This is a genomic window from Phenylobacterium sp., from assembly GCF_016793285.1.
Taxonomy (GTDB): Bacteria; Pseudomonadota; Alphaproteobacteria; order Caulobacterales; family Caulobacteraceae; genus Phenylobacterium.
In genome coordinates this window covers 108,491-132,180 of the sequence record NZ_JAEUMO010000010.1, presented here as the reverse complement: position 1 = coordinate 132,180, position 23,690 = coordinate 108,491, and the positions used below count along the sequence as shown (strand labels likewise).

The 23,690-nt window shown below is 65.0% G+C and carries 20 protein-coding genes; 8 read left to right on the top strand and 12 right to left on the bottom strand.

The window, feature by feature from the left end:
• Positions 1 to 274 precede the first annotated feature (274 nt).
• Genes JNL41_RS01395 through JNL41_RS01370 form a run of 6 tightly spaced genes read right to left on the bottom strand, consistent with a single transcriptional unit; the run spans position 275 to position 5,662 of the window.
• Entirely contained in the window at positions 275 to 1,048 is a 774-nt protein-coding gene (locus JNL41_RS01395) for an SDR family oxidoreductase (RefSeq protein WP_293472457.1), read from the bottom strand.
• A 27-nt stretch (positions 1,049 to 1,075) separates the two neighbouring features.
• Entirely contained in the window at positions 1,076 to 1,942 is an 867-nt protein-coding gene (locus JNL41_RS01390) for a VOC family protein (protein ID WP_293472455.1), read from the bottom strand.
• The gene (locus JNL41_RS01385) at positions 1,939 to 2,922 is read right to left on the bottom strand and encodes an AraC family transcriptional regulator (protein WP_293472453.1); all 984 of its coding nucleotides are present in this window, start codon (positions 2,920 to 2,922) and stop codon (positions 1,939 to 1,941) included. The genes JNL41_RS01390 and JNL41_RS01385 overlap by 4 nt, the downstream gene beginning before the upstream one ends.
• Entirely contained in the window at positions 2,919 to 3,740 is an 822-nt protein-coding gene (gene hcaB, locus JNL41_RS01380; protein WP_293472451.1) for a 3-(cis-5,6-dihydroxycyclohexa-1,3-dien-1-yl)propanoate dehydrogenase, read from the bottom strand. Before hcaB ends, JNL41_RS01385 begins: the two co-directional genes overlap by 4 nt.
• Complete coding sequence (locus tag JNL41_RS01375; protein ID WP_293472449.1) at positions 3,741 to 4,298, bottom strand: aromatic-ring-hydroxylating dioxygenase subunit beta; 558 nt, start codon at positions 4,296 to 4,298, stop codon at positions 3,741 to 3,743.
• Positions 4,298 to 5,662, bottom strand: coding sequence for an aromatic ring-hydroxylating dioxygenase subunit alpha (locus JNL41_RS01370; RefSeq protein WP_293472447.1), 1,365 nt, complete (start codon positions 5,660 to 5,662; stop codon positions 4,298 to 4,300). Before JNL41_RS01370 ends, JNL41_RS01375 begins: the two co-directional genes overlap by 1 nt.
• A 749-nt stretch (positions 5,663 to 6,411) precedes the next feature.
• Between JNL41_RS01370 and JNL41_RS01365 the strand changes: the two genes are divergently transcribed.
• Positions 6,412 to 9,765, top strand: coding sequence for a DEAD/DEAH box helicase family protein (locus tag JNL41_RS01365; RefSeq protein ID WP_293472445.1), 3,354 nt, complete (start codon positions 6,412 to 6,414; stop codon positions 9,763 to 9,765).
• Positions 9,766 to 9,867: 102 nt separating this feature from the next.
• On the opposite strand, the gene JNL41_RS01360 is transcribed toward JNL41_RS01365, so the two are convergent.
• A complete protein-coding gene (locus tag JNL41_RS01360; RefSeq protein WP_293472443.1) occupies positions 9,868 to 10,056 on the bottom strand; it encodes a YjzC family protein in 189 nt (62 codons plus the stop codon).
• A 110-nt stretch (positions 10,057 to 10,166) separates the two neighbouring features.
• Between JNL41_RS01360 and JNL41_RS01355 the strand changes: the two genes are divergently transcribed.
• Together JNL41_RS01355 and JNL41_RS01350 are read left to right on the top strand one after the other, a co-directional pair.
• Positions 10,167 to 11,759 carry a DUF2130 domain-containing protein gene (locus JNL41_RS01355; protein ID WP_293472441.1) on the top strand — a complete coding sequence of 531 codons (1,593 nt, stop codon included), beginning with the start codon at positions 10,167 to 10,169 and terminating at the stop codon, positions 11,757 to 11,759.
• Positions 11,756 to 12,706, top strand: coding sequence for a ParB N-terminal domain-containing protein (locus tag JNL41_RS01350; protein ID WP_293472439.1), 951 nt, complete (start codon positions 11,756 to 11,758; stop codon positions 12,704 to 12,706). The genes JNL41_RS01355 and JNL41_RS01350 overlap by 4 nt, the downstream gene beginning before the upstream one ends.
• Positions 12,707 to 12,735: 29 nt before the next feature.
• Here JNL41_RS01350 and JNL41_RS01345 read toward each other — a convergent pair whose 3' ends face one another.
• Together JNL41_RS01345 and JNL41_RS01340 are read right to left on the bottom strand one after the other, a co-directional pair.
• Positions 12,736 to 13,674, bottom strand: a complete 939-nt coding sequence (locus JNL41_RS01345; protein WP_293472437.1) for a nucleotidyl transferase AbiEii/AbiGii toxin family protein — start codon at positions 13,672 to 13,674, stop codon at positions 12,736 to 12,738.
• A 4-nt stretch (positions 13,675 to 13,678) separates the two neighbouring features.
• Complete coding sequence (locus JNL41_RS01340) at positions 13,679 to 14,260, bottom strand: hypothetical protein (protein WP_293472435.1); 582 nt, start codon at positions 14,258 to 14,260, stop codon at positions 13,679 to 13,681.
• Between the two features lie 278 nt (positions 14,261 to 14,538).
• Here JNL41_RS01340 and JNL41_RS01335 point away from each other — a divergent pair, with 278 nt between their 5' ends.
• A complete protein-coding gene (locus tag JNL41_RS01335; protein WP_293472465.1) occupies positions 14,539 to 14,751 on the top strand; it encodes a DNA-binding protein in 213 nt (70 codons plus the stop codon).
• A 519-nt stretch (positions 14,752 to 15,270) separates the two neighbouring features.
• Here the strand turns inward: JNL41_RS01335 and JNL41_RS01330 are convergent.
• Positions 15,271 to 15,717 carry a helix-turn-helix domain-containing protein gene (locus tag JNL41_RS01330; RefSeq protein WP_293472434.1) on the bottom strand — a complete coding sequence of 149 codons (447 nt, stop codon included), beginning with the start codon at positions 15,715 to 15,717 and terminating at the stop codon, positions 15,271 to 15,273.
• Between the two features lie 170 nt (positions 15,718 to 15,887).
• Here JNL41_RS01330 and JNL41_RS01325 point away from each other — a divergent pair, with 170 nt between their 5' ends.
• The 4 genes from JNL41_RS01325 (at position 15,888) to JNL41_RS01310 (ending at position 22,510) form a co-directional block, all read left to right on the top strand.
• A complete protein-coding gene (locus JNL41_RS01325; RefSeq protein WP_293472433.1) occupies positions 15,888 to 16,484 on the top strand; it encodes a cation transporter in 597 nt (198 codons plus the stop codon).
• A 420-nt stretch (positions 16,485 to 16,904) separates the two neighbouring features.
• Positions 16,905 to 18,146 (top strand): TolC family protein, encoded by a 1,242-nt coding sequence (locus JNL41_RS01320; protein ID WP_293472432.1) that lies wholly within the window; start codon positions 16,905 to 16,907, stop codon positions 18,144 to 18,146.
• Position 18,147: 1 nt separating this feature from the next.
• The gene (locus JNL41_RS01315) at positions 18,148 to 19,296 is read left to right on the top strand and encodes an efflux RND transporter periplasmic adaptor subunit (protein ID WP_293472431.1); all 1,149 of its coding nucleotides are present in this window, start codon (positions 18,148 to 18,150) and stop codon (positions 19,294 to 19,296) included.
• 4 nt (positions 19,297 to 19,300) lie between these two features.
• Positions 19,301 to 22,510 (top strand): CusA/CzcA family heavy metal efflux RND transporter, encoded by a 3,210-nt coding sequence (locus JNL41_RS01310; protein WP_293472430.1) that lies wholly within the window; start codon positions 19,301 to 19,303, stop codon positions 22,508 to 22,510.
• Between the two features lie 90 nt (positions 22,511 to 22,600).
• Here the strand turns inward: JNL41_RS01310 and arsC are convergent, their stop codons facing one another.
• Both arsC and JNL41_RS01300 read right to left on the bottom strand, forming a co-directional pair.
• On the bottom strand, positions 22,601 to 23,014 hold the full coding sequence (arsC, locus tag JNL41_RS01305; RefSeq protein ID WP_293472429.1) for an arsenate reductase (glutaredoxin): 414 nt from the start codon (positions 23,012 to 23,014) through the stop codon (positions 22,601 to 22,603).
• Positions 23,011 to 23,682, bottom strand: a complete 672-nt coding sequence (locus JNL41_RS01300; RefSeq protein ID WP_293472464.1) for an MIP/aquaporin family protein — start codon at positions 23,680 to 23,682, stop codon at positions 23,011 to 23,013. The genes arsC and JNL41_RS01300 overlap by 4 nt, the downstream gene beginning before the upstream one ends.
• Positions 23,683 to 23,690: the final 8 nt, after the last annotated feature.

Sequence of the window (23,690 nt, the reverse complement as noted above, 5' to 3'; positions counted from 1 at the left end):
TGATCGGCAAGGGCGACCACGAGGCGCTGAAGCTCCTGGCCTCGGATGTCGCGCCGGCCCCGCGGACCCCGCCGGGCAGTCCCATCGGCGAGGATTGCTGGTTCTGCGCGCCCCAGGCGGCGTCGGTCGCAACCGGCCCCGAATGGCCCGACGGGCGTCCGTGAGCGCGTCGAGCCCCGCGCACACGGTCACGAGGTTCGATGTGCCGAGCGTGCATGCGCTCGTCGCGTCTTCTTTCGCCTTTGTACCGCCCCGATACGCCTGACGACGGCCGCTACAGCAGGCCGGGGAACTGGCCGCCGTCGAGCAGGATGTTCTGGCCGGTGATGAAGCCGGCGTTGGCGCCGCACAGGAAGGCGCACATGTCGCCGAACTCCTGCGGCTCGCCGAAGCGGCGGGCGGGGATCTGGCTCCTGGCGCGGTCGCGGAAGGCTTCCACGTCGCCGCCCTGGGCGAACCTCTGGTGGTTGGATTTCAGCCGGTCGGTGTCGAACTGGCCGGGCAGGACGCTGTTGAGCGTCACGTTGTGGCGCGCGACCTCGCGCGAGAGGCCGCCGACGAAGCCGGTGAGGCCGGCGCGGGCCCCGTTGGAGAGGCCCAGGATGTTGGCCGGCGCTTTCACCATGTGGCTGGTGATGTTCACGACGCGGCCGAACTTGCGCTCTATCATCCCGTCGAGGGTCGCCTGGATCAGGAAGATGGCCGACAGCATGTTGCCGTCGATGGCCTTCAGCCAGTCGTCGCGGGTCCAGTTGCGGAAGTCGCCGGGCGGCGGGCCGCCGGCGTTGTTGATCAGAATATCGGGCTGCGGGCAGGCGGCGAGCACGGCGGCGCGGCCGGCGTCGGTGGTGACGTCTGCGGCGATGGGGGTGACGTCGGCGCCGGTCTCGGCCGCGATCTCGGCCGCGGCCCTGGCGACACGGGCTTCGTCGCGCGCGGCGATGACCACGCTGACGCCCTCGCGGGCAAGCGCGACGGCCGTGGCGCGGCCGAGGCCGGCGCTGGCGCCGCAGACGATCGCCTTGCGGCCCTTGATCCCGAGATCCACGGGCGTCTCCTCAGGTTCGCTGGAAGGTCAGTGCGCGGGGCGCTTGTGGCCCCAACTGGACGGCTTGTCGTGGCGGCCGACGCGCCAGGTGGCGTCGTCGACCTCGATGGCGCCCTGGCCGAACTCCACCTCGAAGCCGGCGGGCGTGCGAGAATAGAACGAGACCATCTGGTCGTTGGTGTGCCGCCCCAGGCTGGCGGTGATGGTCACGCCCGCCGCGGTCGCGCGCTCCAGGGCGAAGCCCACGGCGTCCAGCGTCGGGACCTGGACCATGAAGTGATGCAGCCGCTTCGGCAACGGGATCGGCATCAGCGCCAAGGTGTGATGGCGCGGGTTGCAGTGGAAGAACTCCATGTCGAAGCCGCGGTTGGGCGGGCCCATGTGGATGATGTCGGAGAGCTGGAAGCCCAGGAGATCCTGGTAGAACCGGCGGGCGGCCGCCATGTCCCTGGTCGAGAGCACGATGTGGCCCAGGCCCTGGGCGCCGGTCACGAAGTCCGCGACGCCGGCGGGCGAGGCGAACGGCGCCTCGGTGCGCAGGGTCGGCCCGTAGAAAATCTCCACCGGCAGGCCGTCGGGGTCCTCGCAGGCGACAAGACCCAGCACCTGGCGCCGCGCCGCGAGGTCCGGATCGCTGTTGCCGACCGTGACGCCGCTCTCCGCCAGCCGGGCGCGCACGGCCTCCAGTTCGGCGGGGCCCGCCACCTCGAAGCCGACGTAGGCGAGGTCGTCGGCGTCGCCCGGCTCCACGGCGATGCGCCAGGCGAGGTCGTCGAGGCGGTAGCGCCCCGCCGCTTCACCAGGCATCAGGCCGAGGACGCCGGTGACGTAGTCGCCGAAGGCGGCCGGGTCTTTCACGCGCAGGCCGAGGTAGCCGAGCGAGCCGATGGTCATAGGGCTTCCCTTCGCGGTCTTGCGGTCGTGTCCGGCGGTGGAGTCCGTCGGGTCGCGGGGCGATCGTCGCGGCTGACGCGGCCGCGGCGCCAGCGCGCGGGCGTCTCGCCGAACTCGCGCTGGAAAGCGCGCACGAAGGCGGCCGAGGAGCTGTAGCCGGCCTCGTCGGCCGCGACCTCGACGCTGAGCTGCGCCGAGGCCATGCGCCGAGCGACCGTGGTGAGCCGAAGCCGCGAGATGATCCGCGCCGGAGTCTCGCCGGTGACCAGCTTGAACTCCTCGGCGAAGCGCGTGCGCGACATGCCTGCGGCCCGGGCCAGATCGCTCAGCGTCCACGGCTGTTCCGGCGCGCGCAGGAAGGCGTTGATGGCGGCGATGAGCTGCGGATGCGGCGGGTCCGGCATCGCCTCGCCCGCCGGGCGCCGGTCGGCGAAGGCGCGGCGGCTGTAGTTGATAGCCATGGTCTCGGCCACGCGGCGGATCACCAGGGTGCGGTCGATCTGGGCGTCGTCGGCGTACTCGTCCTCCAGGATCTCGACGGCGCGCCAGAGCCGGCGGGAGAGGTCGGGATGCTCAGCGCGGCCGACGAAAGTAGGACCCCAGACCAGCGAGCCCAGCGCCAAGGCCTCGCTGGGGGCGACGCCCAGGACGATGTCGACCTCGCGGCCCGGATCGGCGTCGGGCATCGGACGCAGGTCGAAGGCGGCGACCGGCCCGCCCGGCGCCGCACCGGGGGCGCTGAAGGTGTGGGGCGCCAGGCCGCTGATCGCGACGGCGTCACCGGGGCCGAGATCGAAGGCGCGATTGAACGGGAAGTCGGTCTCCAGGCGCAGGCGCCCCCGGCGGACCATGAAACAGTACGAGAAGCTGCCGAGCCCGAGCGCGCGGACGTCGCCGGCGTCGGCGGCGGCGCGGACGAAGTAGACGCCGTCCATGCGCACGTCATGGCGCGCCACGTCCGGAGGCGGCGGCAGGCTCATGCGGCCCCGTACTTGGCGGCGAGCTTGCCGCCGGCCGACGCACGCCCGATGCCGCGCACGGCGATGCCGGCGTCGAGCTTGAGGACGCCGCCGGTGGCCGGCCGGGCGTCGCGGCGCGAGGCCAGGAAAACGAAGCCGCCGGCGTAGTCCGCGGTGGCGGGCACGAACCCGATCGGCATGGCCGCGCCCGCCGTGCCCGGCAGGTCGATGCTGCTGATGGGCTTGTCGGCGAGACCCAGCGCCTGGGGCCCACGCAGGTCGGTGTCGATCGGGCCGGGCGCCACGCCGTTCACCCGGACCGCGGGCGCGAACTCGTAGGCGAGCTGGCGAATGAGGCCGACGACCGCGTGCTTGGAGGCGGTGTAGAGCGGCCCGCCGCCAGCCGGATCGAAGCCGGCGTTGGAGACCGTGTAGACCAGCGACCCCGACGAGCGGACCAGCGCCGGCAGCGCCGCCTTGGCGAGGTTGAGGTAGCCCTTCACGTTGACGTGGAAGAGCTCGTCGAAGGCCGCGTCGATCTGCTCGGCGGGCAGCGCGTCGAGCGAGGTCGAGTAGTCCCAGATGCCGGCGTTGCCGATGGCGCAGTCCAGCTTGCCGAAGCGCGCGACGCAGGCGTCCACGGCGCGCTGGTTGTCGGCCATGGAGCGGACGTCGCCGCCGACGGCCTCGACCCGGCCGGCGAGGTCGCCCAGCCGCGCGGGCGTGCGGTCGAAGACGGCGACGTTCGCGCCTTCGTCCAGACAGCGTTCGACGATGGCGCGTCCCAGGCCCGACGCCCCGCCGGTGATCAGGACGACCTCTCCCGCAAGCGCCCCCATCTAAAAGATCGTGCTCATGTTGGTGGACTGGATCACGGTCTGGTCCAGGAACAGGTGGCGCTTCACCAGGAGGAACCCGCCACCGCCGCGGCGCACCACGTCGACGCGGCGGCCGACCCACTGGTCCACGTCGCGTTCGAGGCGCGTGCGATAGACGTGGAAGCAGGCCTCCACCGTGATCTCGTCGCCCTGTGTGTCGAGGATGCGGACGTTGCTGACGAAGTGGCGCGAGCGCGACGGCGGGTCCTCGGACCAGGCCGACCCCGCCTCCAGCTTCTTCACCCGCATTTCCAGGTAGGCCCAGTCGTCGTCGAAGTAGGCCACCTCGCCGGGCTTGGTGAACTCGCGCTCGATGTCGGCGTTGGTGACGGTGCGGCGCACCGGCATCCAGTACTCGACGTCCTCAGCCATCAGGGCCAGCCAGTCGCGGTAGCGGCGCGCATCGAGCAGCGCGGCCTCGGCGTAGAGGAACTGTTCGACCTCATACTGGACGACGGCGCGCTCGACCGGCGGGGTGTCGGCCCAGGCCCTCGTGCGGGCGAGTTCCGAGGTGTGCATCAGATCAGCCCCGTCGGCGGCGCGGAGCGGGTGGCCTCCAGTTCGGCCCAGTCGCGGGCGCTCATCCATTCCGTCCAGGCGCGATAGAGCCACCGCTGGCCGTGCTCGCCGATCAGGCCCTCGACATAGTGCTCCCCGCCGGCGCCCACGCGAACCTCGTCGCGGCCCAGGCCCATGCTCAGCGCCTGCCCCAACCCGCGGCTGGCGACGCCGCGGGCCGAGCGGGTGCTCTGGCTCCAGTTCTCGCCATCGTCCTGCTCGAGCAGGCCAGCGGGGCCGAACACGTGGTTCATCCGTCGGACAATCTCGCGCTTGGCCTGCGGCGGCGCGGCCTTCGGCACGAGCGTGAACCACCAGAGCTCGGTGTGCGACGGGCCGCGCGGCAGACGCAGGCACATCTGGGTTCCGCTGATGGTGACCCAGAGGTTCGGGAAGATGTTGGGGTGGCCCTGGCTGCGCACGCCCTCGGGGCCCATCAGGTCGGTGGCGCTCTTCGGCCGGATGCGCGGCGAGCCCTCGGGCTGCGCGCGGGACATCTCCCCCCGCTGCGCGTCGGAGAGCCCGTCGATCTGGTCCTGCACCTCGCGCGGGATCACCGGGCCGCCGATGGCGTGGCCGTACTCGCCCAGCATCACCATCTGGCTCTTCGGGAACTGGATCCTGGCGATGTCGAAGAAGCCCGCCGTGTTGGCCGAGGCGTGGCTGTAGGGCACATGATACCAGTCGAAGAGGTTGTCGACGGCGATCTTCCAGTTGCAGTCGATGACGTTCTTCTGGACCCCCTCGACGACCTCGACCTCGCCGTTGGCGCAGACCATGGCCAGGCCGGTGCGGCCCGTGACGCCCAGGAAGTCGTGCAGCGACGGCGCGTCGGGCGCCAGGGTGGCGAAGTAGAAGCCCAGGTGGCTCTCGATCCGCGCCTTCGCGAGGCCGAGGCGGCTCTTGTCCAGGTCGCCGTGGTAGAATGTGCTGAGCCCCGGGACACCGATAAGCCGACCGTCCAGGCCGTAGTTCCAGCCGTGGTAGCTGCACACGAACGACTTCGCGTGGCCCTGCTCGGCGCGGCACAGCGCATTGCCGCGATGGCGGCAGGTGTTGAGCAGCGCGTGGACCTCGCCCTCTTCATCGCGCACGACGATCAACTGGTCCTCGCCGATGTAGCTGACGACGTAGTCGCCGGGCGCCTTCAGTTGGCTCTCGTGGCACATGAAGTTCCAACTGCGCGCGAAAATGCGTTCCAGCTCAAGCTGGTAGAGGCCTTCGTCCGACAACACCCTGCGGTCGAGCCACCCCGTCGTGGAGTCGAAAAGCGCCTGGATCTCCGCCCTATCCCAGCTTGCTGGATGGGCCGTTCCGTCCGCCATGGTCGCCTCCCGGCTGTGGAAGTCTGCTGCTTCCTCGCCCGAAGACGCTAGCGCAACTGGCCGCAAGCCGTGAGCCCCGTTCGTCCGCCAAAATTGATAGTTCGTCCGGCGCCTGTCGCGTCCGCAGACCGCTCGCCCGGTGCGAAGAGGTCGGGCAGCCAGGGCTGGGGCCAATGTCGCGGCGCCACATGTTCGGGACGTTTTCGACGGTTTGGATGGCTGACAGGTTCACCTTCAGGGGATCTCCCTTATCTTTCAGCCGGTTCCGACGACTCGGCAGCGAGATGCGTCGAGGATTTGTGTTTCCGAAAATGCTAATAATATCATGATGTTATCGTCAAAACTCAGCGTTGCGCCCATGATGGACTGGACAAGTTCATAAATAAAAACAGCAGTTTGCGATTCGAAGTGTGCACGAATTGCACACGAATGTTCGCGTTTTCTTTCGCTTTCATTCGCCCGACTACGCCCGACTATTATCGCCGGTGCCCGACCGCGCCGCACCCCGGCGCTGATGATGCGAGTTCGTGCGCAATCTAGCTCCGAGTCCCGATCCTCTCCCACGCTCGGCGGTACTCTCAAGGATGTCCCGGACTGGCAGAGGGCCCTGAAAAGCCCTTGGCTTTTGGTTTCACATGGAAGTCGTAGCCGGCGACCCGCGCCGCAGCAGTGCTCCACTAAGTTCAGGGGGAAGTAGCTAACGAAATAACGGGGGTATGATCGGCTCCCGTCCGATTCGGTCTCTCTCGATGTTCGATCTCTTCTCAACCAAAGTGATCGTGAAGCTGCCCGAACGTGTTGCCGTCTTCGGGCGCCTCGCGGGCAACCTGGTACGCCGCATTGCGGAGCCCGGGCGCACCATTGAGGTCGCCGCCTCGGATCATACTTCGAACCACGGCCGCAGTTTTCGATGCACAGCGGCGGATGGCTTCACGTTCGCCATTGTGGACCGCAACACGACTTCACTTCAGGGGTGCTCTGCCGTTCTGAAGGTGGAAGACATCTCTTCCATCGAAGCCGTCTGCAACCAGCTCAATTTGGGGAAGGGGGTCTGGATTCTCCCCCGGCCGAGGAAGCCTGGGACCGAGGACATATCCCAAGTCGCGCTGTCGACCGATTCAATTGCGGCGGGATGGAAGGACCAGCTTCAGCTGATCGCTGAGGATTTTGACGGCGGGCAGCAGGCGCGGCGCGGTCTGCGCCCTCCACAGATTGGTGCGATCTACGCGACCAAGGCTCACTGGAGCGTTTCAACGCTTCCCGCGACCCTGGTGCTGCCGACCGGCGCCGGCAAGACGGACACCATGGTATCGCTCCTGGTGTCGGAGCGCATTCGGCGGCTTCTGGTGATTGTTCCGACCGATCCTTTGCGCAGGCAGATCGCCGAGAAATTCATGCAACTTGGGGTGCTGAAGTCATTTGGCTGTCTCCCAGCAAATGCAGCCCATCCGTCAGTCGCGTTGCTGTCTCGCGGTCTAAAGACGGTCGAGGAACTCGACGCATTGGTGGCCGAGAGCAACGTCATCGTCGCCACGATGCAAGTTCTATCCGGGATGTCAGAGGAGCTACGAGCGCGCTTGGCTGAGCTCATGACTCATCTTTTCGTCGATGAGGCTCACCACATCGGCGCGAGGACGTGGCGGGACTTCAAGCTCCACTTTGCACAGCGAACCGTCCTGCAGTTCACCGCAACGCCCTTCAGAAATGACGGGCGCCGCGTCGACGGCAAGTTCATGTATGTCTACCCGCTTCGGCGCGCGCAGCAGGACCAGCTCTTCACGGCCATCAAGTATCTGCCGGTTCACGGCCTCGATTTGGCCGACGCGGATCGTCAAATCATCGATGGCGTTGGCGCACAGCTGGCGGAGGACCTTGGACGCGGCTTCAACCACTTGGTCATGGCCCGCACTAATAGCGTCGAGCGAGCTGTGGACCTTCATGCCGCCTACACTGCCAAGCTGCCTGATTATCGACCCCAGCTGATCCACAACAAGATGTCGCCCGCTCAGCGGGCGTCAGCGTTGAACGAACTTAGAGCAGGCCGATCACGCGTGATCGTTTGTGTCGACATGCTCGGGGAGGGCTTTGACCTTCCTGACCTGAAAATCGCTGCGCTTCACGACAAGCACCGCAGTGAGGCAGTGACACTTCAGTTTGTTGGACGGTTCACCCGCGCGCGAAGCGATCTTGGCACAGCAACCGTCATCGCCAACGTGACGATCGACGACGTGAACCAGAATCTAAAGGCGCTGTACGCTGAGGACTCTGACTGGAACCAGATCCTGTCTGTGATCGGCCACAGCCGGACGGAACGCGAACGACGCAGGGAAGACTTGTTCGCAGGCTTCGCCAACCCGCCCGAGACTTTCCCACTTGAGACCCTTGAGCCGCGGTTCAGCACGGTGGTGTACCGAACGAAGTGCGCGGAGTGGACACCGGAGGCGGCGGCGCTGACCACCGAGCTGGGCTCCACGATTGTTGAACCTCCCGTCGTGAACGCTGAGAGCCGGCTTGTCATTTTCGTCAGACGTGATGACGAGCGGCTCCGCTGGACATCCGTCAAAGCTGCCCGGAACGTCGAGTTCAATCTCGTGATGGCGCATTGGGACGCTGATCAGGAGCTGCTTTTCATCAACAGCTCAAAGCTCGGCGACCTGCATCTCGACCTGGCCAAGCGCTTGGCGGGATCGGACGTCGAGCTTATTCGCGGTGAGGACGTTTTTCGTGTGCTGCATGGGTTCCGCCGACTAGTCCTGATGAACCTGGGCCTGAGCGAAACACAACGGAAGCCGGTTCGCTATTCCCAGTTCATGGGCTCCGATATTGCCGATCCGCTCGACACGCTGGCAGGCAATAGGTCGCGAACGAAGACCAACCTATTTGGCCAGGGGTATGTGGATCTCGAGGACCACGACGAGAACGGCGCCGTCGTAAGCTCGACTCCTTCGAAGGAAACGATCGGGTGTTCCGCGAAGGGCAAAATCTGGTCCTACCAGAGCACCAATAGCTTCTCAGAATGGATCGACTGGTGCCATGTGCTGGGGGCCAAGCTTCTCAACGAAAACATCACGAGCGAGTCCATCCTCAGGAATATCGTCCGGCCCAAGCGCATCACCACGATGCCTGAGGACAAGATTCCCATCGCGATCGCGTGGCCCGAGCGCTTCCTCTACGACGTAGAGGATCGCATTTTCTTGGAGATCGGCGGTGGCGACGCTGCTGCCTTCTTCAATTGTGAGATCGAGCTCACCGCGTTCGCTCCCGCTGCACCGATCACCTTCCGGGTCACCGACGGTGCGCGCTCTGCGGAGTACTCACTGACTGTTTCGAGCGGAGGCGTGACGTACTCTCATGTTTGCGGGGACGAGGTGATTGTGCGGCGGGGGCGCAAGGAAACGCCGCTCCTGGACGTTTTCAAAGAAGATCCGCCCCACGTGTATTTCGCGGACGGCGACATGCTGGTCGCTACGGAGCTGTTCGTCCTTCGCCGCGACGAGGACTTCACCGCATATGACCCTGCCAAGATCGAAGCGGTCGATTGGACTGGAGTGGATCTGCGCCGGGAGTCGCAAGGAGCAGCCAAGCGGACCGACTCCATTCAACGGCGCATCATAGATCGGTTGCAGCAGGCCACCGCGCCGTACGATGTCATCTTCGATGACGACGGCGCGGGCGAGGTTGCCGATGTCGTGGCGTTGCGGCGCTCGGGCCGGACGCTGACGGTTGACTTGTTCCATTGCAAATATTCATCCGCAGCCACGCCTGGCTCGCGGGTCGAAGACCTCTATGAGGTGTGTGGTCAGGCGCAGAAGTCGGTTCGATGGGCTGAACGCTTCGACGAGCTTCTCCGTCATCTGCGCCGCCGCGAAGCTGATCGGCAGCGCCGCGGGAGCGCGACGCGGTTTGAGCAAGGGACTATGGCCACGCTGATCGGTCTCATCGGCCAATGGCGAGAGATGCGTCCGGAGTTCTCAGTGACGATTGTGCAGCCAGGCTATTCGCGGGCTAGGGCGGCGAAGCCTCACCTTGAACTTTTCGCGGCCACGGAATCCTACCTCATGGAAACTTGGCGGATGCCGCTGACAATCCTTGCAAGCGCGTAAAGCGATCAAGCTTCGATGCGCCGGTTGTAGACTTCCGGGTCCTATTCTTCGGGTCGGTCTGACGAAGAAGGGGCGGCGCGCTTCACCCCTTCCCCAGCCAGTTTAGGGACGGCCAGCGCCGTTCTTCGTCGGGTCGACGAGTTGGAAGCCCTGGCCCGACTTCTGGGTGGGCGGCAGCGGCTCGCCGCGGACCACGGTGCGTTCGTGGCCGGTGCCGCCGCCGCGGGGGCCGACGATTTCATATTGGCCCGAACGGGGAGCGGTTTGCCCCGGTTTGTAGGTCTTGGTCATTTCTATCTCCTTTGCGAATCCGGACGGCCCGGATCGACGCCATGATCATCGGACTGTTGACTTCAGGAGTAAATAGGAGAAATTAGGTCCTAGAAAATTTGGAGACCATCATGGCGAGCGCCCAAGCTTCAGTTGCGTCCCCGACCCTCAATCCTGTCCGGCATCTTCATGCTGTCGGCGACACCTGTCCGCTCTGCGAACAAGCCATTCCCCACGATCGCGCGGATGAGATCGCCGAGCGGCTTGAGGCTCGCGAGCGGCAGCAGTCCGAAGCAATCACCTCGCGCCTCAGTGAAGCCTTTGCGCTGGAAAAGACTGAAGCGCTGGAAGCAGCCCGTCTAGAGACTGCGCAGAAGGTAGAGGTCGCCCGCCAGGAGGCGGGCGCGGCGGTGGAGGCGCGGCTGAAGGCGCAGGTCGAGGAGGCCACGCAGGCGAAAGCCACCGTTCAGGCCGCGCTCGACGCCAAGATTCAGGAGGCTGATACGGCCCAGACCCTCCTGCGCGGTGAGCTTGATCGGACCAAGCGGGAGTCGGAGACGGCGATCGAGCAGCTGAAGCGCGAGGGCGCCGAACGAGAGATCGCCGCGCGGAACGAAGCCACTCAAGCCGCGACCACGGCGGCCGCGGCGAAGATTGAGGCGGCGGAAGGCGAAAAGCTGGCGGCCGTTGCAGCATCCGCCGCCGCCCAGGCCGCGCTTGAAGAGGCGCGACAATCAGGCGAAGCGGCCTTGACCAAGCTCCAGTTGGAGGCCGACCAACGCGAGGCTACGGCGCGCCTGGAAGCCACGAGTGCGGCCCAGACCGCGGTGGCCGAACAGCTCGCCGCCGCTGAACAGGCCAAGGTTGCCGCCGAAGGCAAGGCGCAAGAGGCCGAAGCGATGGCCGATGGCCTCAAGCAAACGCATCAGGCCGAATTGACGGCTCGCCTCGATGAACAGCGGCTCGCCTTGGAGGCAGCCCAAACAACGGCGCTTAACGCCGAGCGATCTTCTGCTTTTGAGGAGCGTCAGAAGCTGTCGAACAAGGTCGAGGAACTGCAACGTGCTCTGGAGAAGAAGAGCAATGAGGAGCTTGGCGAAGGCGCCGAGATCGTGGTTTTCGAAGCGTTGAAGGCGGAGTTTCCGGGCGACAAGATCGAGCGCATCGTTAAGGGCCAAGCCGGTGCCGACATCCGCCACGTCGTGATGCACAACGGTCGTGAGTGCGGCAAGATCATCTATGACTCGAAGAACCACAACGCTTGGCGCAATGAGTTCGTCACCAAGCTGAAGGCGGATCAGCTCGCCGATCGCGCCGACCATGCTGTGCTTTCGACCCACAAGTTCCCGGCCGGTGGGAAACAACTGCTTGTTCAGGACGGCGTGGTCATCGCCGGGCCGGCCCGTGTGGTGGCGCTTGTGCAAATGATCCGCGCTCATCTTATCCATGCCCACACTCTGCGGATGAGCAATGACGCCCGTGCCCAGAAGACTGACGCGCTCTACACCTTCATCACCTCCCAGCAGTGCGCGGACCAGTTTGCGCGGCTCGACGAACACGCTGAGGCTCTTCTGAAAATCCAGGAGAAGGAAATGAAGGCGCACCAAGCCGTTTGGACCCAGCAGGGAATCACGATCCGTGCGGCCATGAAGGTGCAGGCTGAGATGCGTAACCAAATCGACTCGATCATCGGCACGGCGTCCGCGCCGGAGTCGGAGGGATGACCACCCCGCAACCTATTCAGGACCGCGACAACGTCATCAACCTTCAGGAGCGCCGGCTGGATCGGACGGTGCTCCGCACGTACCGCACGCGGGCCGACATCGACGAGATCGTCCCAAATGAGAAGCAACCGAGGATGGGGCCAAAACTCGACGAGGAGCTTCAGCGGCAGATCGAGGCGAATGGAGGTCTATTCGAGCCCTTGCTCGTAGAGCCTCATCCGGATCTTCCCGGGAAGTTCCGGATCATCGATGGCGACCGTCGGTGGACCAACTCACAGGCCTTGGTGGCCCAGGGTAAGGACGAATATCGGCATATCCCGATCGAGGTGACCGACCGCACGCTCAGCGAAGAGGATCGATTGCGGGTGTGGATATACATCCATCGCCAGCGAAAGGAGTGGGACGCCAAGGAAAAGGAGATGGTGGCCTATAGGCTCGTCGATCTGATGGGGCGCGCCAGTGCCGCGAACATCCTCGGCATCACCGTTCGCGAGTTGGACAAGCTTGTTGAGGTGTTCGAGGTCTCCGAAAAGTTCACCAGCCTTCGCGATCCAAGCGCTGCGATTACCTGGGCGCGGGAATTGATGGGCGTAAGTAAGAAGTTGCTCACGCCCTCCGTCGTCGATGCAGTCGTTAAGAAGGTGAACCAAAAGCGGATCACCAATTCAAAGGACCTGCGTAAGCTACGCGCGATCCTGCCCGACCCCGTGGCACGCGCGCAGTTTCTCAACGACACAGGCGATCTGGAATCGGCCATGCTGAGGCTCGGTCCTGCTCTCAAGCCCGCAAGGGTTGGATTGTCCGGTGATCTCGACGCCGCCGTTGACGCGATGAAAAAGGTGCCGTTTTCGACGCTTCAGGAACTCAAAGGCGACGCCGACATCCTCAAGAAAATCGAGGAAGCGGAAGCGCTTCTACGATCTCTGCGTGGCGCGCTATCGGCCTGATTGGCTTGCTCCAGCCGGTGGCGCCTGACTTAGAGGCGATCGGCCCAGCGGCCGATCTCGCTGAGAAGATCGTCGAAGGGCGGCTGGCCGCGATAGTACAGGGCTGCCGACCGTTTGTAGGCGTCGGCTAGGGCAGCGCGGGTATCTGGGTCGCTGAGGCCGAAGGCATCGTTCTCGGCGATGACTAGGTTGTCGGCCGTCGGGAAGTGGTCTTTTTTATACGCGTGGTAGGCAGCCGTGCCGATGAAGGTCTGAACCTGCGGGTCCTGGAGTAGGCAGAAGACATCGTAGTAGTGGCGCATGAAGTTGGGCGGAAATTCGCCGCCGGCCTGTTGCTGACGAAACTTCGTCGAGATCGCCTGTAGCTTTTCCACCAGCGTGTAGCCGGGATGGTAGCAAGGGACATCAACTGCGCGGTTGTCGATCACCTCGACGCCAGAGGCGGCGGCTTGGTCGTAAGCCCATGAGCTGATCGTGCGTGGCGCGTTGGGTTGGACGTTGGCGAACCCGACCTCTAGCAGAATCCCATCCTTCAGGCCGTCAATCGGCTCGCCGACGGTAGGATAGCGAAGACGAATGCCGCCGCTGAAGAAGCGGGCGTCGTCGAAGAGGCGGTCCCGCTCCACCGCCGTAACGCCGTCGATAGCGATCTTACCCGCCAGGCCATCATAGAACGCTTCGCGGCTGGCGACGTGCTGCGCTTTGGTATGATTACGGCCTGTGGCAACGCTGGCGTCCGGCTCGATGCGGATGTCGATGTCTTCCGAGAAGCGGTGAATGATGCCGAGCCCTTTGGACAGGGAGGTGCCGCCCTTCAACTCGAAGCTAATCCCGAGTTGCTGCAGGCCATGCAGGCCGTGCATGATCCAGTAATCCTTCTCGACCAGAGCGGCGTCGATCTCCTGGGCTTCGGCGACGATCCGCAGCAGGTCCGCGAACTGCGCATGATTGTGCAGATAGTCAGCCATACGCCTAGGCAGGCGCGCTCAGTGTCTGGTCGAAGAACTTGCGCGTCCCGACCTTGCCGTACTCTTCGGCCGTCTTCTTGAGCCGAGTGGCCGGATAGCGCCTCGCCGCATCCTTCACCCGTGCCAAAGTGGCGGCGCGATCCTCGCCTACTTCCGCCAGGTTGTTCACTAGGTCGACCAACAGAAACTCCGAGGTCAGCTTCGTTGGGAGGCGCGGCTTGAGGCGAAATTCAAACTCACGGCCGCCCAATTTAAAGCGGCCGTGGCGCTTATGATTGTAGACCACGGTCTTGTTGTGGAGCTGGGTCGTACCGACGCCGAGGCCATTATAGAGGTTTGGCGAGACCTTTAGGTAGGGTGAGCCCTTGAGGAACGCCTCTATCAGGGTCGCATCATCCGCTGGCGCTTTGCCAAAAACGGTCGGTTTCGGAACAGAGTACAGGCCGCCGGCCAGCTTCACCAGTTTACCGTCGCGCATCGAGGCTTGGATGTGCCGATCCACAGCGCTCGACCATTGAACCAAGTCGGCGCGGCGATAGGCCTTTCCGGGACGGAGGCGTTTCTGAAAATCTTCCAGCTTACCCATGGCGGGAGAACTAGTGACTCACACTCAAAAATGCAAGGATTTTCATTTAAAATCCATGCAGTCGAATGACTCATTGGGAGGGCCCAGGCTGCCGGCATGGCCGTCCATCAGATTTCCCCTGAAGTGTTATAATATAACATATACGGCCTTCGTGGCTTTGGACGAGGGGTTTGATGACTGATTTTCCGCGCGGCAATAGGCGAGGGGCCAGAGATGCGGAGCACTGCGAGGTGCTGGGCGCTGCTACTTCATACGCGCCAGCAGCGCCGTTGCCCTTTATGGTGACCAGGCAGGCAGCGGCTTTTCTAAGTCTGTCGCCGCGAACGCTGGAGAAGCACCGAGTTTACGGCACAGGGCCCGTATATCGGAAGCTTGGCGGTAGAGTAGTCTATGCCATTGGGGATCTGCAGGCGTGGGCTGATCTCGGCATGCGACAATCCACGTCCGAACGCGCCAGGACGACAATCTCTCCTGTAGGCGTGAGGCGCTGAAAGCCGGTGGACTGGCTGCTAGTGCATTATCTCCAAGTGAAAATGTGTATCTGCGGGCGTGTCCACACGTGCGCACGTCCTCAAAGCCGCATGTTGGCTTGCAAGCGTGTGGATTAGGAGTGCGAAGCTGAGGGGGCATTTCGTGTGCACTCAGCGATCATTATCGGCCAAAATTGCCCATGGCTGATTCAAGATTATTCTTTTATTTCAGTGCCTAAGGGGTGGCCTGACGTCAGTCGCTCTTAAAAATGACTGGACGGATTCTCGCAAAAATTTATGAATAAAAACAATCACTTATCTCATAAATTTTCCATTGCGCCCATGATGGACTGGATAGAGTCATCAATAAAAACAGATAGTTAGCTGATGTCCGGTGCAAAAATAGTGCACCGGTGTTCGCCTAACCTTTCGCTTTCGTTCTCCGCAGTAGCCCGCTCGGCACGCGCCTTCGCGGCCCTCCGAGCGCCGTTTCGCGCCGGGCTACGCCAACCTCCGCCAGCACCCGAGGGGCTACGACGCTCAGTGGCTGCGCCGAGGTTCCGGCGCGCCATGGTCGTGCTGGCAGAGGTCGTGATTGGCGAGAGACTCGATGACTTGGCAATCGGCGGCCGCGCCTTTGCAGCCGGCGGCCACCATTCGCTTCAGTTCCGTCCTGAGCGCTTCCAACTGAGCGATCTTGTGCTCGACTGAAGCCAATTGCTCCTCGGCCAGGGCATTGGCGCTGTCGCAGGTCTGTTCGGGATGGTCCGAGAGATCGAGGAGGCTGCGCACCGCCTCAATCGGAAAGCCAAGTTGCCGCGCGTGCTTGATGAAGGCCAGTCGCCGCACAGTGGCCTCTTGGTACACCCGACGGTCATTGTCGGTGCGGTCAGGTTCCGGCAGCAAGCCGATCTGTTCGTAGAACCGGATCGTCGGGACCTTTACGTCCGCCGCCTTGGCCAATTTTCCGATGGTGAGGGACGACATTTGGAGCTCCGCGGTTCGGTCGGAAAATAGGGACTTGATCCTCTAGCTACTAGAGGATGCACAAAGACCCAATGTCGAGCTGTTCCACATCCGAATCGAAGGCCGCTGGCGGCTGCGGCTGTGGGACGCCTGTCGCTTTTGATGGCGCTTCACCGGCCTATCGACGGGCCTTGGCGGCGGTCATCGCCATCAATCTGTTGGGGTTCGCCGTTGTCGCGATTGGCAGTTGGCTGGCCAACTCGGCCGCCCTGGCCGCCAACACGCTCGATTTTGCAGCGGACGCCGCCACCTACGGCCTCAGCCTTTGGGTGATTGGACGCAGCGCCAGCGTCCGGTCAGGCGCTGCGCTCATCAAAAGCGCCACCTTGGCTGCGATGGCTGTTTGCATCCTCGGCTTGGCTCTGTGGCGGGCTTACGCGGGCGTTCTGCCGGAGGGCGACGCTATCTCAGGATTTGGCCTGTTCGGAGCGGCGGCGAACCTGATGGCGGCGCTGCTGCTGGTTCGCTTTCGAGACGGTGACGCCAACGTCCGCTCGGTGTGGCTCTGCACCCGCAACGACCTCATCCAGTGCCTGGCCGTCGCCGCGACGGGCCTCGCCGTCACGCTGACCGGCTCGCGATGGCCCGATCTGGTGGTCGGCGTTCTGCTGGCGGCGGTCTTCCTGCGGTCGGCCTGGCAGATTTTCGCGCAGGCCCGCGCGGAGCGCAGGGCTCCCGAGGCGATGAAATTTGAGACGCACCCGCGTCGGCCATCGGCGTCGGTGTAGGTCGCGATGGTGGGGAGAAGCCTCTGGTGGCGAAAGGTCGGCCTTTTGCTGGCCACTCTGGTCCTCACCCTGTTCGTGATGGGGCCAACCCTCGATAGTGCCTTCTGTCGTGACGAAGACAGCTTGCGCAGTATCACGGCCGCAGCGTCGCAATCCAAGACCGTGTTCGTGCGAGCCGAGACCCCGCCAAACGCCGATGCCCTTGGCGTCTGCTTCTTTGGACCATGCCACCACGTAACGCCCTACGTTCCGGCGGCTCCGGCGGCGGTGGCAAGCCTTCACTACGCTGCGCAGGTTGCGCGCTTCCCCATGCGGGATCGCGTGGCGACGTCGGACCCCCACTTCGGGCTGTTGCGACCGCCCAGAGCCTGACCGTGCGCGCTGTGGCGCGATTGATCGGTCACGTTCACGAGGGACATCATGTCATTCAAATCTCGCAGACCGGCGCTGACCGGCCTGCTGCTCCTGGCCAGTTTGAGCGGCGCCGCCGCTGCATCGGCCGAGCCCGCACCTTCTTATGCAGCGCTCCTGGCTGAAGCTCGCGCCAACGCTCCAAGATTGGCGGAAGCCGACGCCGATCTTGCCCAAGCCCAGGGCCTCGCCCGTCAGGCCGCCGCCAGGCCCAATCCGGTCCTGGGGTTGGATGTCGAGAACCTGAGCAACACTGGGAGCCCAGGCGGACTCGATCCGAGGCAGACGACGGCGTCTATCGCTCAGACGCTCGAATTGGGCGGAAAGCGTTCCGCTCGCCTGGCCGCTGGTCGGGCGGATGTCGCTGCAGCTCAAGCGCGCGGCGACGTATCTCGGGGCGAATTTGCGGCTCAACTCGCCGTCGCCTACGCCGAAGCTGAAGCGTCGGCGGCGAAGTTGGCGCAGTCGGAAGACAGTCTTGCCGCCGCAGAGGCGGACGCTGGTGCAGCCCGCGAACTGGTGAAGGCCGGTCGAGAAGCAGAACTTCGCGCGCTGCAGGCTGCATCGGAGCGCGACGCCGCTCGCGCCGAGCGAGACGAGGCCCAAGCCGCCCGCGATGCTGCTTTCGCCAAGCTTGCCGCACTGGTCGGCTCGCCAGTGGTGTTCGACAGCACTTCAGAGAGCCTGCTGAACCGGGCCTCGAGCCTGTCGGCAGGCGGGGAGGGGAGCATGCCCGCGATCGCCGCCGCGCGGGCGGAGCGGGACGCCGCCGCAGCCAGGGTCCGCGTCGAGGCGCGTCAAGCTGTGCCGGATGTCACCGTCTCGGCTGGCGTTCGCCGTCTGCAAGGTGACGACTCCACCGCCTTTGTCGCAGGTCTCTCGGTGCCACTGCCGCTGTTCAACCAGAACCGCGGCGCCACGGACGCGGCCAGGGCGGCGCTTTCGGCGCGGGAGGCCCGGTTGCGCCAGGCCGAATTCGACGCGCAGGCCGACCTTCGGGCGGCCCAGTCCTTGGCGCGCAGTGCGGCCTCTCGCGTGGAAGCGGCCAGCGCTGGTGAGGCCGCCGCCACGGAAGCTTATCGGCTCGCCCGGCTTGGCTACGACGCTGGCCGCCTGCCTCTACTTGAATTGTCGAGCGCCCGGCGCGCCCTGGCTGCAGCCAAGGTCCGCACGCTCGACGCCCGGCTCGCGCGGGTCCGCGCTGAAGCCGATATCGCCCGGCTGACCGGGCGCACCCCATTCGGAGCCTGACATGTCCGCCGACAAGAAATCCTTGCTGATCGCCGCCTCCATTGCGGTCGCCCTTGGCGCCGGCTTTGGCCTCGCCAAGCTGACCGATCATTCACCCGCTCCGAAGGCTGAGGCCGAAGAGGGCGAGGAAAAGTCCGAACCTGCTGGTGACGCTGTAAAGCTCACCCCGCAGCAGACGAGCGCCGCCGGTGTCTCGGTCGTCACCGTTTCTCGCGGCGGCGCGGGAGACCTGCGCTTGACCGGCCGCGTGGAGGCTTCGCCGAGCGGTCGCGCCGCAGTCGCCGCGCCGGTGTCCGGCGCGGTCATTCGCCTCCTGGCGACGCCGGGAAGCAATGTGGGCGCTGGCGCCGGCCTTGTTGTCATCCGCAGTGCGGACGGCGCCGCCGTGCGTGCCGAATCCGTCGCCGCCGCCGCCGAGGCTGAAGCCGCGAGAACATCGCTGGCCCGCGAGGAGCGCCTGTTCAAATCGGGTGTCACCGCTCGTCAGGACTGGGAGGCCGCCCAGGCGGTTGCCGCGCGCGCCAACGCTGAGGCGGTTGCTGCGCGGGCCAAGGTCGCCGCCGCGGGTGCGCCTGGCGCTTCGGGCGAAACGGTGGTGCGCAGTCCCATCGCTGGGGTGGTGACATTGCTGCAGGCCGCGCCCGGCGGCTTTGTCAGCCAAGGCGGCCCGATCGCCGAGGTCGCCAACACCAGCCAGGTTGAAGTGGTCATGAACGCACCGGCGGAGGTCGCGGCCAAGCTGCGGGTCGGCGCACCGTTGCTGGTCATCGGACCGGATGGGTCCGAGTCCAATGCCACGATCATCGGGATCGCGCCGCTCGCTCAGGGGGAGACCGGAGCGACGATGATCCGAGCCCGGCCGTCCAGCGGTCGTTTCCTGCCTGGGGCGGCGGTGAGCGCCTCGATCGCTACGGGCGGCGGCGGCTACCCCACGGTTCCAGCCGAAGCCGTCCAGACCGTCGGTGGCAAGTCGGTGGTCTTCGTTGCCGTACCGGACGGCTTCCACGCTCAGCCGGTAACGGTCGGACGCTCCGGCGCCGGCTACACCGAAATCGTAGAGGGTCTGAAAGGCGGCGAGCGGATCGCTGGCCGTGGCGCCTTCGTGCTGAAAGCCGAGCTCTCCAAGGGCGACGCCAAGGACGAGGACTAGCCCCATGCTGAGCAAAATCGTCGCGTTCTCCGTGCGTCACCGCATAGCGGTGGTGCTCGTCACCCTTCTGGTCGCGGGCTTCGGCGTCTCGCAGCTCTTCCGTCTGCCGATCGATGCCGTGCCGGACATCACCAACAAGCAGGTTCAAGTCACGACCATCTCGCCGGCCTTGTCGCCGGAGGAGATCGAACAGCAAGTCACTTTCCCCGTGGAGACCTCTCTTGGGGGCATTCCAGGCCTAGTCGAAACCCGGTCGATCTCCCGCAACGGCTTTAGCCAGATCACGGCTGTCTTCCAGGATAGCACCGACCTCTATTTCGCCCGCCAGCAGGTCAACGAACGCATCGAAGCGGTGCGGGAGGACCTGCCCGCCAACGCCCGCCCGGAGATGGCGCCGGTGACGACGGGGCTGGGCGAAGTCCTGATGTGGACTGTTGAGATGCGGCCCGTGAAAGGCCAACGCGCCGGCGCGCCTGGCCCGCAACCCGATGGTTCCTACATCACGCCCGAGGGCGACCGGCTCGTCACCGAGCGCCAGAAAGCGACCTACCTGCGCACGGTGCAGGACTGGATCGTCACCCCCCAGCTGCGGACTACGGCGGGGGTGGCCGGCATCGACACCATCGGCGGCTATGTGAAGGAATACGTCGTCTATCCGGATGCGGCGCGTCTCTCTTCCTACGGGGTCGGTCTCAACGAACTGGTTGAGGCCGTGCAGCACGCCAACACCGTCGCGGGCGCCGGAAATATCTCGCGGGGCGGCGAGGCCTTCGTGGTGCGCGCAGACGCCCGGGTGACCTCGTTACGTGACTTGGCCGCCGCGCCGGTCACCAACCGCAAAGGCCTGGTCGTGCGGGTGTCGGACGTCGCGTCCGTTGAAATCGGGCAGGCGGTCCGCCTCGGGGCCGCCCAGGAGAATGGGCAGGAGGTGGTGATCGGCACCGCCCTCATGCTTGCTGGCGAGAACAGCCGGACGGTGGCCCGCGCGGTCAGCGAGCGGCTGACTCAAATCGCGCCGTCTTTGCCGCCGGGGATTGCCGTGAAGACGGTGCTGAACCGCACGGACCTCGTTGACCGCACCATCCACACCGTCCAGCGCAACCTCGCCGAGGGCGCGCTGCTGGTTATCGCCGTGCTGTTCTTCCTGCTCGGCAACGTCCGGGCGGCGGTCATCACCGCCCTGGTGATCCCGCTGGCCTTCCTGATCGGCGTCATCGGCATGAACCGGTTCGGCGTCAGCGGAAACCTGATGAGCCTTGGCGCTCTCGACTTCGGCATCCTCGTCGACGGGGCGGTCGTGGTGGTCGAAAACACGCTGACCCGGATGGGCGGCCGACGAGAGAGCCTGGGTCGCGACCTGACGCCCACCGAGCGGCTGGAGGAGGCGGTCGCGGCGGCCAGGCAGATGGTTCGGCCCGCTGCTTTCGGCCAAGCGATCATCCTCCTGGTCTACGCGCCGTTGCTCGCGTTGGAAGGCATCGAAGGCAAGATGTTCCAGCCGATGGCCGCCACGGTCATGCTGGCTCTCGCAGCAGCCTTCGTTCTGACGTTCACCTTCGTCCCGGCCATGACGGCGCTGCTGATCCGGGCGCCGACCAAGGCTCACGAAAGCAAGGCGGAAGCCTTTGCGCGCCGTGGCTTCGAGCCAGCGACGCGGTGGGCGATCGCCCGACCCAAGCAGATCGCCATCGGTGCGGTCATTGCCGTCGTGGTCGGCTTGGTGACGTTCTTCTCCCTCGGCCGGGAGTTCATCCCGACCCTCGATGAGAAGGATATTCTTCTGCAGGCCGTGCGAGTGCCGAGCGCATCGCTAGAACAGTCGGTGGAAATGCAGGGGCGGCTGGAGCGAGCCTTGTTGCGTATCCCGGAGGTCGCCTTTGTCTTCTCTAAGACAGGCACCGCGGAGGTCTCTACCGACCCCATGCCGCCCAGCTTCAGCGATACCTACATCGTGCTGAAAGACTCCAAGGAGTGGCCCGACCGTAGTCTTTCCAAGGCCGACATCTCGGAGAAAATCGAAAAGGTCGCGGGCGGCCAGATCGGCAATGCCTATGAGTTCACCCAGCCCATCCAGATGCGCTTCAACGAACTCATCTCCGGCGTTCGCTCCGACATAGCGGTGAAGGTCTATGGCGATGACTTCGCCGCCATGCAGCGCACCGCTGACCAGATCGCCGACGTGCTGCGCAAGACGCGCGGGGCGGCCGACGTTCGCGTCGAACAGGTCTCGGGCCTTCCGATGATCACCGCCGAAGTCGATCGCGCTTCGGCGGCGGCCTATGGGTTGCATGCCGCCGACGCAGCCGACGCCGTCCAGATCGCCCTGGCCGGCCGGGAGGCGGGAAGGGTGTTTGAAGGCGACCGGCGGTTCGATGTGGTGGTCCGTTTGCCGGACAGCGCGCGCAACGACTTGGCCGCGGTCGCCCAGACACCGCTGGCGGTGAATGGTGGGACGACGTTCGTGCCGCTCGGTTCGGTGGTGCGCTTCCGCGAGGGCGAGGGGCCCAACCAGATCAGCCGAGAGAACGGCAAGCGACGGATCGTCGTATCGGCGAATGTGCGAGGCCGCGACCTCGGCGGCTTCGTCAATGAGGCCCAGGCGGCTGTCGGCAAGCAAGTGGCGCTGCCGGCCGGTTCCTGGCTGGACTGGGGCGGGCAGTTCGAGAACCTGCAACGGGCTGAGGCACGCCTCGCCATCGTCGTGCCTGTTGTGTTCGCGCTGATCGCGGTGCTGCTCTACTTCGCCCTCGGTTCCGTTTCACAAGCGGCCCTGGTGTTCGGCTGCGTCCCATTGGCGCTGGTCGGCGGGGCCTTGGCGTTGCTGTTCAGAGGCATGCCGTTCTCGGTCTCGGCAGCGGTCGGCTTCATCGCCGTCTCAGGCGTGGCGACATTGAACGGGCTAGTGCTGATCCAGTCTGTTCGCGAACGGCTGGAGGCGGGAGACGCGCCCGAGGTGGCTGCTGTGGAAGGGGCGATGGGTCGGTTAAGGGCGGTGCTGACCACTGCCCTTGTGGCGATCCTCGGCTTCATGCCGATGGCTCTCGCCCACGGCGCCGGGGCCGAGGTTCAAAAGCCGCTGGCCACTGTGGTGATCGGCGGGCTGATCACGGCGACCTTCCTCACGCTCGTGGTGTTGCCGACCTTCGCCAGCCGCGTTCTCGCCCGGAAGATGGGCGCAGGACGGTCGCCCGCCCTCTCTGACCCGGTCGTCTGAAGAAACCGATGGGCGGCTTCGGCCGCCCATACTTGCTCGATTGATGGATGAAGGGAGCGCAAGGTCCGCGATCCTCATTAAGTCGATCGCCTAGTCGAGCTGGACGACTTCACCGTCTTCCTTGGTGAAGCTGGCTGGTTTGTTATCGAGAAGGTCGAGAACGGCCTCCGAGGGACGCGCGAGCTTCACGCCCTTTGGTGTGATCACGATCGGCCGGTTCACAAGAATCGGATTGGCGACCATGGCGTCGAGGATGGCGTCGTCTTCGATGCCGGGGGCCAACAGGCCGAGGTCCGCGGCGGGAGTTCCTTTCTCGCGGAGGATATCCCTCGCGTTTTGGCCCATCTTGGCCAGCAGGTCCTGTAACTGCGTCTTGGTCCAGCCCGCCTGGAGATATTCGACGATCTTCGGCGCGTAACCGGCGGCCTCGACCATGGCGACGGTGTTGCGCGAGGTGCCACAGGCCGGGTTGTGGAAGATGGTGATGGGGAAGTCGTCGCTCATGGGGCGCGTTCCTTGAGAAGCCAGGTGAAGGTCGCCCAGCCCAGCAGGGCGCCGACGAATTGGGCGGCAATGAAGGCTGGGGCGGAGGAAGGGGCGATTCCGGCGAAGGTGTTGCTGAGCGCTCTCGCCAGTGTCACCGCCGGATTGGCGAAGGACGTTGAGGCGGTAAACCAGTAGGCGGCGGTGATGTAGAGGCCCACGGCCGCCGGCGTCGCCTCCGGCCGAAACCGGATCGAGCCCAGGATGGTGGCGACGAGGCCGAAGGTGGCGACCACTTCCGACCAGGCTTGCGCCGGACCGTCGCGTAACTTGGTCGAAATCTGCACGATTGGTTCGGCGAACATGGCGTGTGCGGCCCACACGCCAAGCACGCCGCCGATGACCTGCGCCAGGAAATAGGCTGCGGCCGTTGGCCAATTCAGGTCCCGGCGTAGGGCGAAGACAAGGGTGACGGCCGGATTGAAGTGCGCTCCGGAGATCGGGCCAAAGATCGTGATGAGGACGATCAGGCCGGCGCCGGTGGAAAGCGTATTGCCCAAAAGGGCTATGGCGTCGTTACCACCCGCCAGGCGGTCGCCCATGATCCCTGAGCCGATCACGATCATGAGCAGCAGCGCCGTGCCGAGCACTTCGGCGAACAGACGGCGGCTCGTTGAAAACGGGTGCAGAGGCGGCT